This is a genomic window from Dactylosporangium sp. McL0621, from assembly GCF_049995355.1.
GTDB lineage: Bacteria > Actinomycetota > Actinomycetes > Mycobacteriales > Micromonosporaceae > Dactylosporangium.
In genome coordinates, this window is the sequence record NZ_CP188259.1 from 5,810,537 (window position 1) to 5,822,392 (window position 11,856).

The 11,856-nt window shown below is 73.6% G+C and carries 13 protein-coding genes; 7 read left to right on the forward strand and 6 right to left on the reverse strand.

Annotation, left to right across the window (positions count from 1 at the left end; translation table 11 throughout):
* The first annotated feature begins 20 nt into the window (after nucleotides 1-20).
* Nucleotides 21-218: a hypothetical protein gene (locus ACPPVO_RS27440; RefSeq protein WP_426514025.1), complete on the forward strand. Its 198-nt coding sequence runs from the start codon at nucleotides 21-23 to the stop codon at nucleotides 216-218.
* Between the two features lie 108 nt (nucleotides 219-326).
* On the forward strand, nucleotides 327-977 hold the full coding sequence (locus tag ACPPVO_RS27445) for a rhomboid family intramembrane serine protease (RefSeq protein ID WP_426514026.1): 651 nt from the start codon (nucleotides 327-329) through the stop codon (nucleotides 975-977).
* Here ACPPVO_RS27445 and ACPPVO_RS27450 read toward each other — a convergent pair.
* Entirely contained in the window at nucleotides 904-1,494 is a 591-nt protein-coding gene (locus ACPPVO_RS27450) for a class I SAM-dependent methyltransferase (RefSeq protein WP_426514027.1), read from the reverse strand. The two genes, ACPPVO_RS27445 and ACPPVO_RS27450, sit on opposite strands and share 74 nt — an antisense overlap.
* A 50-nt stretch (nucleotides 1,495-1,544) precedes the next feature.
* Here ACPPVO_RS27450 and ACPPVO_RS27455 point away from each other — a divergent pair, with 50 nt between their 5' ends.
* From ACPPVO_RS27455 to ACPPVO_RS27470, 4 genes are all read left to right on the forward strand, one after another.
* Nucleotides 1,545-1,718 carry a hypothetical protein gene (locus ACPPVO_RS27455; RefSeq protein WP_426514028.1) on the forward strand — a complete coding sequence of 58 codons (174 nt, stop codon included), beginning with the start codon at nucleotides 1,545-1,547 and terminating at the stop codon, nucleotides 1,716-1,718.
* Complete coding sequence (locus ACPPVO_RS27460; protein ID WP_426514029.1) at nucleotides 1,712-2,086, forward strand: hypothetical protein; 375 nt, start codon at nucleotides 1,712-1,714, stop codon at nucleotides 2,084-2,086. The genes ACPPVO_RS27455 and ACPPVO_RS27460 overlap by 7 nt, the downstream gene beginning before the upstream one ends.
* Before the next feature lie 159 nt (nucleotides 2,087-2,245).
* Nucleotides 2,246-4,009: a thiamine pyrophosphate-dependent enzyme gene (locus ACPPVO_RS27465; RefSeq protein WP_426514030.1), complete on the forward strand. Its 1,764-nt coding sequence runs from the start codon at nucleotides 2,246-2,248 to the stop codon at nucleotides 4,007-4,009.
* 3 nt (nucleotides 4,010-4,012) lie between these two features.
* Nucleotides 4,013-6,931 (forward strand): FAD-binding and (Fe-S)-binding domain-containing protein, encoded by a 2,919-nt coding sequence (locus ACPPVO_RS27470; RefSeq protein ID WP_426514031.1) that lies wholly within the window; start codon nucleotides 4,013-4,015, stop codon nucleotides 6,929-6,931.
* A gap of 128 nt (nucleotides 6,932-7,059) precedes the next feature.
* Here ACPPVO_RS27470 and ACPPVO_RS27475 read toward each other — a convergent pair whose 3' ends face one another.
* The 3 genes from ACPPVO_RS27475 to ACPPVO_RS27485 form a co-directional block, all read right to left on the reverse strand.
* Complete coding sequence (locus ACPPVO_RS27475; protein ID WP_426514032.1) at nucleotides 7,060-7,551, reverse strand: hypothetical protein; 492 nt, start codon at nucleotides 7,549-7,551, stop codon at nucleotides 7,060-7,062.
* An 81-nt stretch (nucleotides 7,552-7,632) separates the two neighbouring features.
* Nucleotides 7,633-8,634 (reverse strand): serine hydrolase, encoded by a 1,002-nt coding sequence (locus ACPPVO_RS27480; RefSeq protein ID WP_426514033.1) that lies wholly within the window; start codon nucleotides 8,632-8,634, stop codon nucleotides 7,633-7,635.
* A 54-nt stretch (nucleotides 8,635-8,688) separates the two neighbouring features.
* The gene (locus ACPPVO_RS27485; RefSeq protein ID WP_426514034.1) at nucleotides 8,689-9,531 is read right to left on the reverse strand and encodes a hypothetical protein; all 843 of its coding nucleotides are present in this window, start codon (nucleotides 9,529-9,531) and stop codon (nucleotides 8,689-8,691) included.
* A 237-nt stretch (nucleotides 9,532-9,768) separates the two neighbouring features.
* On the opposite strand from ACPPVO_RS27485, the gene ACPPVO_RS27490 reads away from it, so the two are divergent.
* The gene (locus ACPPVO_RS27490) at nucleotides 9,769-10,956 is read left to right on the forward strand and encodes an LCP family protein (RefSeq protein ID WP_426514035.1); all 1,188 of its coding nucleotides are present in this window, start codon (nucleotides 9,769-9,771) and stop codon (nucleotides 10,954-10,956) included.
* 7 nt (nucleotides 10,957-10,963) lie between these two features.
* Here the strand turns inward: ACPPVO_RS27490 and ACPPVO_RS27495 are convergent, their stop codons facing one another.
* Together ACPPVO_RS27495 and ACPPVO_RS27500 are read right to left on the reverse strand one after the other, a co-directional pair.
* On the reverse strand, nucleotides 10,964-11,677 hold the full coding sequence (locus ACPPVO_RS27495) for an SDR family NAD(P)-dependent oxidoreductase (protein WP_426514036.1): 714 nt from the start codon (nucleotides 11,675-11,677) through the stop codon (nucleotides 10,964-10,966).
* 28 nt (nucleotides 11,678-11,705) lie between these two features.
* Complete coding sequence (locus ACPPVO_RS27500) at nucleotides 11,706-11,852, reverse strand: hypothetical protein (RefSeq protein WP_426514037.1); 147 nt, start codon at nucleotides 11,850-11,852, stop codon at nucleotides 11,706-11,708.
* Nucleotides 11,853-11,856: the final 4 nt, after the last annotated feature.

Sequence of the window (11,856 nt, forward strand, 5' to 3'; positions counted from 1 at the left end):
TGCTCCATGGTGGCCGCGATGTGGGCCAGGGTCGCCTGGCGCTTGATGCGAACCTGCTCGGCCACGAACGACTCGCTCGCGTCGGTGATCTGCTGCTGCAGCAGCCGCAGCTGCTTCACCAGCAATGCCAGGAACACGATGTTCACGACAAGGGCGGCGACAGCCGCCATCGCGGAAATGGCGTCGGCCTTCACGGCAACCTCGCATCTCCCTGTTGACCGCTCATGGGGATACTTCCGGGATCATCGAAGCAGCGCCGCAGCCGGAACGGCAGACCCGGACGCCGGAGATGTCATCCACTCATCGGTTCCCGGCATCATTGACGCGTGGCCGTCCTCTACGTCGCGCTGCTGGTGACCGCCGGGCTGGCGGGCGCCCCGGTTTCGCGGAAGTTCCCGATCGCCACGGCGGTCGCGTTCGGGCTCGTCGCGGTGTTCTCGCTACTGCAGCTGACCGTGGCACCGGCGCTGTACGAGGCGCTGCGCCGCGACCGTGCGGCGATCGCCGGGGGCGAGCTGTGGCGCCTCGTGACGTCGTTCGTCGTGCAGGACAGCGGGTGGCCGGGCACGATCTTCAACCTCGTCACGCTGGCGGTGATCGGCACGCTCGCCGAGCGCCGCTGGGGAACCGTGCGCTGGATCGGTCTGGCCCTGGTCGTGCAGGTGCTGGGGGATCTGTGGGGGCTGGTGGTGTACCCCGTCGGCGCCGGCACTTCGCTCGTCAACTTCGGCCTCGCCGCCTCCCTGGCCGCGGCCGCGCTGCTGGGCGAGCCGGACCGCCGGCGCCGCCTGGCCGCCGCCGTGTCGCTGGTGGTCGCGCTGGTGCTCCTGGTCCTCGGCGACATCCACGGCGGCGCGGCGGTCCTCGGCGCCCTCGGGGGAGCGGCGCTGGCCCGCCTGGAGGTCAGCCGGCCTGGCCCTCGATCAGGAGCTCCCGGCCGTTTCCGCCGGGTTCCCAGGTGGCCGTCAGGCCGGTGAGTCCCGCCTCCCGCAGGCAGGGCATCAGCTCGTCGTCGAAGGCGCGCCCGACGCTGCCACCGTCGGGCCGGACGGCGTGCTCGGTGACGCCCAGCGCGAACCGGCCGCCGGGGCGCAGCAGCCGGACGACGTTGGCCAGGGACGCCGGCAGGGGCTGCCACAGCTGGACGTTGTTGACCGCGCAGACCGCGTCGACGCTTCCGGCGGGGAGCGTGACGGTCTCGGCGGTGGCGTCGATCAGCTCGACCCGGCCGGCGATCCGGCGGAGCCGGGCCGTGGCCTGGGCGCGCATCACGGACGAGGGCTCGACGCCGATGACGCGCCCGGCGGGCAGGGCCTCGGCGAGCAGCCGCAGCCCCACGCCGGGACCCGAGCCGAACTCGACCACCGTCTCGCCGCCGGTCAACTGCAGCGCGGCCACGACGCGGCGGGTCAGCTGCGCGTTCTTGCGCGCCATCGTGCGGCCGACGAGGCGCCCGAGCAGACCACGCGGACGAGCGAACTGCGCAGAGATCACCCGTCCACTGTGCCATCCCGGCGGTTCCCGTGCTGCGTACGATCGCCGTTGTGTCCATGTCGGACGTGCCGGAACTGGTACGGCTGATGCGCGCCGGCAGCGACGAGCCCCGGCTGGCGGAGGCGTTCCGGGCGGTTGCCCGGGCGGGCGCCGACCCGCAGGCGCCGGTGGCCGCCGCTCGCGAGATGCTGGCCGGCGGGACCGTCTCGCACCCGAGTTGCTGACCTGGCTCGCCGAGCACGGCGGCCTCACAGTCCGCCAGCACAAGCAGCTGCGGAGCCTGTTCGGTTCGCCCGGATTCGGCCAGGTGGAGTCGGCCGGCGCGCTCTGGCTCCACGAAGGTCCCGCGGTCGCCGACGGGTTGCTGGCCGTCCTGCCGTACTACCTCACCGACGACCTGTACGGGCCGAAGGCGCTGCGGGTACTCACCGCGATGGGGTCGCACGCGCGGCCGGTGCTCGGCCGGCTCGATCGGTTCATCTCCTCGCGGCGCCGGGCGGCGTTCAACATCGGCGACGAGGACGCCGAGATGCGCGCCGACGAGACACTGCTCGCCGCGGCGATCGCCGCCCGCGAGGTGATCGCCGGATGACTCCGTCTACATGGACTGATACATCCAGGTCGTTGCGGCGGGTCACCACGGCCCGGCGGCCGCTGCGGATGAGTGTCGTGAGGCCCGGGAGCGTTCGGTCGAACCGGTACGTGGCAGGGGGCAGTTTGGGCGGGATCTGACCGGGTAGCGCGCATTGACATGGGCGCGATTACGGCTGAAGTACTGATTTCCCGGCTCGTCGAGTGGGGCGTCGACACGGTGTTCGGGCTGCCCGGCGACGGGATCAACGGCATCATGGAGGGGCTGCGCCGCAACCAGGACAAGATCCGATTCGTCCTCGTGCACCACGAGGAGGCGGCGGCGTTCATGGCCACCGCGCACGCCAAGGCGACCGGCCGGATCGGGGTGTGCCTGGCGACGTCCGGGCCCGGCGGCATCCACCTGGCCAACGGTCTGTACGACGCGAAGCTCGACCACGCCCCGGTGCTGGCGATCACCGGACTGCAGGAGTCCAGTGTGCTCGGCACGGCCTACCAGCAGGAGGTCAACCTCGACCGGCTGTTCGAGGACGTGTCCGAGTACAACCAGATCATCATGAACCCGGCCCAGCTGCCGACCCTGGTCGACATCGCGATCCGCACCGCCTACGCGCGCCGCGGCGTGGCCCATCTGACCATCCCCAACGACATCCAGGTCGCCCCGGCCGGCAAGGACCCGTACCAGACGGTTGCGCCCGTGGTGGCGCCGTCGAGCTCGCCGGTGTACCTGCCGCCGGCCGTCCGGCCCCGCGACGCCGACCTGCGCGTGGCCGCCGGCCTGCTCAACGGCGCGGAGAAGGTGGGCATCCTCGCCGGGATCGGGGCCCGCGGGGCCGGCGCGCTGGTCGTGCAGGTCGCGGACACGCTCGGCGCCCCGATCGTCAAGACGCTGGCCGGCAAGATGGTGGTGCCCGACGACTCGCCGTACGTCACCGGCGGCCTCGGCCTGCTCGGCACCAAGCCGAGCGAGGACCTGATGGAGGACATCGACGTCCTGCTGATGCTCGGCACGAACTTCCCGTACACCAAGTTCCTGCCCAAGCCCGGCACCGCCAAGGTCGTGCAGGTCGAGATCGACCCGGGACGCGCCGGCACCCGCGTCGCCACGGACGTGCCCCTCGTCGGCGACGTCGGGGCCACCCTGGAGGCACTGCTGCCCCTGCTGGAGCGCAAGGACCAGAAGCATCTGCGGCGGTACCAGGAGAAGGTGCGCGACTGGCGGGAGCACCTGACGGCCCTGGAGTCGCCGGAGCGCGACCCGATCGCCCCGCAGTATCTCGCCGCCCAGCTCGACGCGCTCTGCACCGACGACGCCATCCTCACGTGCGACTCGGGCACGATCGCGACCTGGGCGGCGCGGCACTGGCAGATCCGCGGCGGCCGCGAGTTCTATCTCTCGGGCACGCTGGCGTCGATGGCGCCCGGGCTGCCGTACGCGATCGCCGCCCAGCACGCCCACCGGGGCCGCCAGGTCGTCGCGTTCGTCGGCGACGGCGGCTTCGCCATGCTCATGGCCGAGTTCAACACCGCGGCCCGGTACGGCCTGCCGATCAAGGTCGTGGTGAGCAACAACAACTCCCTCGGCCAGATCCTGTGGGAGCAGATGGTGCTCGGCTACCCGGAGCACGGCGTGCGCTTCGGCGAGCCGAACCCGGACTACGCCGCGATCGCCCGGGCCTGCGGCGGCTTCGGCACCCGCGTCGACAAGCCCGGCGACGTGGCGAGCGCGCTGCGGGAGGCGTTCGCGTACGACGGCCCGGCCCTGGTCGACGTGGCCGTGGACCCGAACGAGCCGCCGATGCCGGCGAGCGTCACCTACGAGCAGGCCAAGAAGTTCGCCACGGCGTTCATCAAGGGCCAGCCGCACCCGGCGGCCATCGCCACCACCCTGTTCAAGGACAAGATCCAGAAGCTGAGGAGCTGAGCCATGGCGGTCGTCTCCCTGCCGGCGCCGACCGCCCGCCGGGCCGCACCCCAGTCCCGCGACGCGGCGGGGCTGGAGTCGGCGCTGCGCCGGGCGGTCCGCGGCGACGTGCGCTTCGACGCCGGGGCGCGGGCCGCATACTCCACCGACGGCTCCAACTACCGCCAGGTACCGATCGCCGTGGTGTGCCCGCGCGACCCGGACGACGCGGTCGCCGCCGTGCGGGTCTGCCGCGAGCACGACGTGCCGATCGTGTCCCGCGGCGGCGGCACCAGCCTCGGCGGGCAGTGCTGCAACGTCGCGGTGGTGCTGGACTTCTCGAAGTACGTGCGCGGCGTGGAGTCCGTCGACCCGGACGCCCGCACGGCGGTGATCCTGCCGGGCACGCCGCTGGACGACGCCAACGCGGCGCTCGCCCCGCACGGCCTGATCATCGGCCCGAAGCCGGCGACGCACTCGCACTGCACGATCGGCGGGATGGTCGGCAACAACTCTTGCGGGTCCACCGCCCAGTGGTCGGGCACCACCGCCGCGAACGTCGAGCGCCTCGAGATCCTGACGTACGACGGCACGCGGATGTGGGTGGGGGCCGGCTTCGAGGACACCGGGCTCCACCACGCGCTGCGCGAGCTGCGGGACCGCTACGAGGAGCAGATCGCGACCCGATTCCCGGACATTCCGCGGCGGGTCTCCGGCTTCAACCTGCCCGAGCTGCGCGACGACCACGGGTTCCACGTCGCCCGGGCGCTCGTCGGGACCGAGTCCACCTGCGTGGTGGTCCTGCGGGCCGAGCTGCGGGTGCTGCCCCGGCCCGGGAACCTGGTCACCGTGCTGCTGGGCTTCCCCGACATCGCGGCGGCGGGCGACGCGGCCCCGCGGGTGGCCGCGCACTCGCCGATCCAGCTGGAGGGGCTGGACGAGAAGCTGCTGCGGTACGAGCGGGAGGAGCACCGGCCGACGGAGATCCTGCGCGCGTTGCCGGACGGCCGTGCCTGGCTCATGGCGGACTTCGCCGGCGACGACTCGGAACGGACCGCGCGGGCCGTCGTCGCCGAGCACGACGGGCCGGGCACGATCCTGGACGACGACGACATGCGCGAGCGGCTCGCGAAGGTGCGCGAGGCCGCCCTCGCGACCACCGCGCGCACCCCGAACGGCCCCGACGCCTGGCCCGGCTGGGAGGACTCGGCGGTCGCCCCGGCGCGGCTCGGCGACTACCTGCGCGCGCTCGGCGGGCTGCTCGACGAGTTCGGGTACGGCGCCACCAGCCTCTACGGCCACTTCGGCCACGGCTGCGTGCACTGCAGCATCCCGTTCGACCTCACCAGCGCCCCCGGCATCGCCCAATACCGCGAGTTCGTGCGGCGCGCGGCGCGGCTGTGCGTCGAGCACGGCGGCTCGCTGTCCGGGGAGCACGGCGACGGGCAGGCCCGCGGCGAGCTGCTGCGGATCATGTACGGCGACGACGTCGTGCGGGCCTTCGAGGAGTTCAAGGCGATCTTCGACCCGGCCGGGCGGATGAACCCCGGCAAGGTCGTGCACGCCCGGCCCCTCGACGGCGACCTGCGCCTCGGCGCCGACTACGCCCCGGCCCAGCCCGCGACCGCGTTCCGCTACGCCGAGGACGACGGCAGCTTCGCCCGGGCCGCGATGCGCTGCGCCGGGGTCGGCGAGTGCCGCCGCAGCGCGCCCGACGGCGGCGTGATGTGCCCGAGCTACCAGGTCACCCGCGACGAGGAGCACTCGACCCGGGGCCGGGCCCGGCTGCTGTTCGAGATGGTCAACGGCGGGGTCATCGACGACGGGTGGCGCAGCACCGCGGTGCGCGACTCGCTCGACCTCTGCCTGGCCTGCAAGGGCTGCCGCAGCGACTGCCCGGTGCAGGTCGACATGGCCACGTACAAGGCCGAGTTCCTGCACCACCACTACGCCGGGCGGCTGCGCCCGCGCGAGCACTACTCCCTCGGCTGGCTGCCGCTGCTGGCCCGGGCCGCGTCGGTGGCGCCCGACCTGGCGAGCCTGGCCGCGCGGCTGCCCGGCGCGAAACGCCTGGCGGGCATCGACCCGCAGCGTTCGGTACCGCGGTTCGCGCCCGCCCGCATCGACAAGTGGCTGCGCCGCCGCGGCTCCCGCGGCACCGGCGAGCGGGGCCGCGTGCTGCTCTTCCCCGACTCGTTCACCACCGCGTTCGCGCCCGCCATCGCCGCCGCGGCCGTCGGCGTGCTCGAGGCCGCCGGCTTCGAGGTGATCGTCCCGCCCAAACCGGTCTGCTGCGGCCTGACCTGGATCTCGACCGGCCAGCTCGGGACCGCCCGGCGGGTGCTGCGGCGCACCGTCGACACGCTCGCCCCGTACATGCGCGAGGGCCTGCCGCTGGTCGGCCTCGAGCCGTCGTGCACCGCGGTGTTCCGCTCCGACCTCGGCGAGCTGTTCGGCCGCGACCAGGACGCCGACCGCCTGGCCCGGCAGAGCGTCACCCTCGCCCAGCTGCTGACCGAACGCGCCCCGGACTTCGCCCCGCAGCTGCCCGGCGGCGGCCGCGCGATCGTGCAGCGCCACTGCCACCAGCACGCGGTGCTCGGCGCCGAGGCGGACGCCGCGCTGATGGACGCGATCGGCCTGGAGGCGCAGGACCTCGACTCGGGCTGCTGCGGGCTGGCCGGCAACTTCGGCATGACCGCCGGGCACCGGGACGTCTCGCTCGCCTGCGCCGAGCGGACCCTGCTGCCCGCCGTGCGCGCCGCGGACCCGGGCACCCTGGTGCTCGCCGACGGCTTCTCGTGCCGCACGCAGATCGAGGACGCCGGCACCGGGCGCCGCGCCGTGCACCTCGCGGAGGTGCTCAACGCCGCGGTGCACGGCGAGATCCTCGGCGCGTACCCGGAGCAGCGCATCTCGCATCGGCCGGGCGACCGTGGCTGATGTTGCGTCCCGGTGCGCTGGGCGGCGTACAAGATGCCTGCTCGACGGCGTCACCCGGCCGGGCGAGGACGGCGCTCTGAACGTCAGGCCGTGGCCGGACCTGAACGCGCCCGGCCACGGCCTGACGTTCAGAGCGGCCGACGCCGAGCCGTACCTGGTCGCCGCAGGGCCGCGCGGGTGACGGTGCCGTACACCAGGTGCGGCACGATGTCGCTCGCCCAGTCCTTGGCCGACCACGTCCTCGGGTCGCTGATGCCGAGCGCCTTCAGCGGGACGTCGGCCAGCGCCATGGCCACGCCGCCGATGAGCGCCACCTCGACCGCCGGGCGCAGCTCCCGGCCGCGGCGGGCCAGGGCGTGGTGCAGCAGGCCGGCCAGGGCGCCGACGGCGATGCCGACCCCGGCGCCGACCAGCGGGCCGAGCCCCTGCAGGCGGTTGGCGCGGGTCCGCTCGTCGCCGGGCACGTGCACCCCGGCGTCCTCGGCGGCCCGCTCGACGAGGTCCTGGGGCGCGTTGCTGGCGGGCCGTCCGCGCACGGCCATGTCGAGGTATCCGGCGGCGTTGAGCGCGGTCGTCCCGGCCGCACCGGCGAGCGCACCGCGAAGCAGTCCCGTGGTCATGGCCGGGCTCTACCCGCCGGTCCCCGTCACTAACGGCGGCGGGCCCGCGCCGGGCGAATCGCGCGGCGCGGGCAGGACGGGTCAGCCGCCGTTGTTGGGCTTGAACTCCGGCACGAGCATCTTCGTGCGGGCGGCCGCCGTGGTGGTGGTCTGGATCGTGTCGAACATCGTGCGGCCGAGCACCGCGTGGGCCTCGACGGCCGGGTGGGTCGCGCCGTAGTTGTCGAGGTCGCCCAGGGCCTCGGCGAAGAACCCGTACACCAGCGCCGGCGAGCCGTCGGCGCCGAACATGATGCCGGCCTCGTGCCGCGCCGCGCCGAGCGTGTTGAAGTCGGCGCCGTACTTGGTCGCGACCCGGCTGCGCTCTTCCGAGGACATGTTGCGGCGGATGCCGTCGTGGTACCCGTCGATCCAGCGCAGGATGCTCAGCAGGAACGTGCACGAGGACGCCGACAGCAGCGTCCCGTTCGCCAGCCGGGTCAGCAGGTCGGTGATCTCGTGCGGGGTGGTGGTACCGAGGAAGAAGCGGTTCGGGTTGGCCACCGGCTCGACCCGGGTGTGCACGAAGCCCTTCGCGGCCAGGATGTCGTTGATCTCCAGCGCCGGCACGACCCGCCCGCACATGCGCACCGCGGTGTTGTCGGAGACGAGCAGCATCGCGGTGAGGAAGTTCGCCACGGTGATGTCGTCGCCCCAGACGGTGTGCAGGAAGTAGATCCCGCTGCCGCCCAGGATGATGTCGGCCTGCAGGTCCAGCTTCTGCCCGAGGGTGAGCCGGCCCCGGTCGATCTTGTCCATGACCGCGGTCGCGACGGCCAGCTTCTGCACGCTGTACCCGTTCACGACGTGGTCGGCGTCGTCCTCGACCACGGTCTCCAGCGCGCCCGCGGCGTTGACCCGCGTGACGTGCGAGTACCAGGTGCCGCCGGCCTTCGCCTTCTGCCGCCCGTACACCCGCCGGATCTTCTCGGCCGGCGGCAGCCCGGCGAGCTCGTCCCGGGCCGGCGCCGCGCCCGCCGACCCGCTCGCGACAAGCGCCGCGGTCGCCCCCGCGCCGGCCGCGATCGCCGCCCGCCGGCTCATCCCCATGGCCATAAGCCCTCCCCGTTTGTCGCGTTTGTCAGTCCGAAGGCATATTTAACCCTGCAAATGGGGCTGAAGATAGATGTGCCGGGCCGTCGGCACGAAGTCGCGGATGTGGGCCCGGGCCTCGTGCAGCGCCGCGGCGACGTCGGCCCCGGCGGGCACGCCGACACGGGCGGTGACCATGAGCTCGTCGTGCGTGAGGTGCACGACGCTGAGCTGGGTGATCGAGCGGATGTCGGCGGCCAGCAGGGCGAGCTCGATCCCGTCGGTGTCCACGGCGCGCGCCGGCGCCAGGGTCACCAGCCCCGCGAGCCGGACGGCGAGGAAGAGGTCGACCCCGGCGATGGCGGCGGCGACGGTACCGGCGGCAAGCGTGTCGAGCAGCCGCGTGTGGCTCAGGTGACAGGCGGTCGCCCCGGCGAGCACGGCGAGCGTGGCGGCGGGCGCGGCCAGGTGCAGCGCGACCGCGAGCGAGGCGCGCAGCCGCGGGTTGTGGCGCAGGTACGCGCGCCACGACGCCGCCCCCCGGTCCCGGTTCGCGGCCCGCACGACCACGACCGCCGCCGCGCCCTGCGCGACGAACGCGGCCGCGAGCCCGAGCCGCGCGGCGCTCGACGGCCCGACGCACGGGATCGGCCCCTCGGGTGTGACGGCCGCCCACACGACGGAGAGCGCGGCGAGCGTGGAGAGCGCGACGCTGGCGGCGAGGGGCAGCAGCAGCCGGTCGCGGCGCGGCGCCTGGTCGGGCCCGGGGACGAGGGTGACGATCCCGGCGACGGCGAGCGCGACGACGGCGAGCACCATGGTGGCGGCGGTGCGGGCGTAGGCCAGGCCGAGCAGCGCCACGGCGGACAGCCCGCCACCGATCGCGACCCGCCGCGCCGTCATGCCCACGCCGCCCATCTTGGCCGATGCGGGCCACCCCGTCACCGTGCCGTTTCCTCCAGCGCCGAGCAGGACTCGACTTCCTGCAGGGGCCGAGCAGGACTCGACGAGGTGGTCCTCGGCCGTGTGGGACCGCGGCCCGGTGCAACGCACGGCCTGGGAATTGCGTCAATAGCGGTGAAGGCCACCCGATCCACCGGCGGTGATCTTGTACAGTGAAAGCCCGTTGACCCTCAGGAGTCGGCCGTGACCTCGCCGGACCCCCCAGATCGCCGGCGCCGCGCCCCTCGGCTGCCCGGCCGCGACCCCGTGTGGGCACGGCTGCTCATCGCGTTCGGGCTCGTGTTCACGCTCCTGGCGGGCGGGGCGCTGGCGGGCAAGGAGGCGCTGTTCAAGTACGCCACCCGGGGCGTCGCCCAGGAGAACCTGCTCGGCGACAGCGGGCGCCAGGCCCAGCAGCGCGGGCACGTCGACATCGACGGGGCCAAGAACATCCTGCTCATCGGCATCGACGCGCGGCCCGGCCAGGACCCGGCCGACCTGGTGCGGGCCGACTCGATCATCATCCTGCACATCCCGGCGAGCCACGACCAGGCCTACCTGGTCTCCATCCCGCGCGACACGTGGGTGAAGATTCCGCCGTACGACAACGGGGTGAAGGAGTACGAGGGCGGCCACGACAAGATCAACGGCGCCTACGCGTGGGGCGGCGACGGGCTCACCGGGGCCAACCAGCGCTCCCACGCCGTGGAGCTGCTCGCCCTGACCATCAAGTCGCTGTGGGGCATCACGTTCGACGGCGCCGCGATCGTCGACTTCACCGGCTTCCAGCAGGTCGTCGAGGTGCTCGGCGGCGTCGACATGTACGTGGACGAGGAGACCACCTCGGTCCACATCGGCCACGACGCCAAGGGCGAGACCAAGGTCCCGTTCCGGCAGTACACGCGGGCCGACGGCGGCCAGGGGCTGTCCCCGGTGGCGGGGGTGACGCCGGTGGTGTACCACGTCGGCTACCAGCACCTCGAGCCGTGGCAGGCCCTCGACTACGTGCGCCAGCGCGAGCTGCTGCCCAACAGCGACTACGACCGCCAGCGCCACCAGCAGCAGTTCCTCAAGGCCGTGTTCAAGAAGATGCTCAGCCAGGACGTGCTCACCAACCCGGGCCGGCTCAGCCAGGTGCTGCAGGTCGTGGGCAAGGCGATGACCATCGACAGCGGCGGCCTCGACCTGGCCGACTGGGCGTACGCCATGCGCGGCATCGGCGGCGACGACCTGCTCACCATCAAGACCAACAACGGCACCTTCAACAACAGCCCGGACGCCGCCAACGCGGAGACCCTCGACCAGACGACGCTGGAGCTGCTCGACGCGGTGCGCACCGAGCGGGTCCAGGCCTTCGTCGCCGGCCACCTGGACCTGGTCGCCCCCAGCTGAGCCGGGCTCACCAGGCCAGCTCGGGCCCGTCCCGTTCGCTCCCGTCCAGCGACAGGTACCGCGGCGAGGCCGGGTCGGCGCTGTCGAGCAGCTCCGCGAGCCGGTCGGCGGCCCGCTCGGGCGACGTGGCGGCGCCGGCGACCCCCATGGCCGTGGTCAGGCTCCCCGGGTGCACCGCCCAGCACCGCACCCGCCCGGCGAGCTCCTGCGCGAGGGCGATGGTGAGCATGTTCTGGGCGGCCTTCGAGATCCGGTACGCGTAGCTGGTGCTGCGCCCCGCGAACTCGCCCGCGGCCTGCGCGGACAGCGACCCGAGCCGCGACGTCACGTTGACGACGATCGGCGCCGGGGCGGCGGTGAGCCGGGGCAGCAGCGCCTGCGTGAGCCGCAGCGGCCCGGCCACGTTCACGTCGACCGCGTGCAGGATGCTCTGCGGGTCGCACTCGGCGAGGGGCCGCCCGGGCGCCCCCACGCCGGCGTTGTTGACCAGCGCGTCGACCGGCCGCTCGCCGACGGCCGCGAGCAGGGCCGCCCCGACCGGGTCGCGCACGTCCTGCACGACGGTCACCACGCGGTCGGGGCCGGCCGGGACCCGCGGCGTGCGCACGCAGGCGATGACGTCCCAGTTGCCGGCGGCGAGGCGGTCCACGAGGGCGGCCCCGAGCCCGCGCCCGGCGCCCGTGACGACCGCCAGCCGCCTCCGGCCGCCCGCGCCGCTCATGTTCCCCCTCGCCGCCCGACCCGGTCGCCTACTCCGGCCGGGTCTCACCGGCGTCGTGGTAATCCTTCTCGGCGTTGACGTGGAGCACCACGGGGGAGTCGGGCGTCGCCCCCGGAACCGTGGTCAGCGTGCCCAGGGCCAGGATCGCGAACAGGACTGCCATCGACCGACGCATCTCG

Excerpts from the sequence above, each read along its gene's own strand:
- ACPPVO_RS27465 (WP_426514030.1), top strand. The coding sequence starts at position 2,246 with ATGGGCGCGATTACGGCTGAAGTACTGATTTCCCGGCTCGTCGAGTGG.
- ACPPVO_RS27470 (WP_426514031.1), top strand. The coding sequence starts at position 4,013 with ATGGCGGTCGTCTCCCTGCCGGCGCCGACCGCCCGCCGGGCCGCACCC.
- ACPPVO_RS27475 (WP_426514032.1), bottom strand. The coding sequence starts at position 7,551 with ATGACCACGGGACTGCTTCGCGGTGCGCTCGCCGGTGCGGCCGGGACG.
- ACPPVO_RS27480 (WP_426514033.1), bottom strand. The coding sequence starts at position 8,634 with ATGAGCCGGCGGGCGGCGATCGCGGCCGGCGCGGGGGCGACCGCGGCG.
- ACPPVO_RS27495 (WP_426514036.1), bottom strand. The coding sequence starts at position 11,677 with ATGAGCGGCGCGGGCGGCCGGAGGCGGCTGGCGGTCGTCACGGGCGCC.
- ACPPVO_RS27500 (WP_426514037.1), bottom strand. The coding sequence starts at position 11,852 with ATGCGTCGGTCGATGGCAGTCCTGTTCGCGATCCTGGCCCTGGGCACG.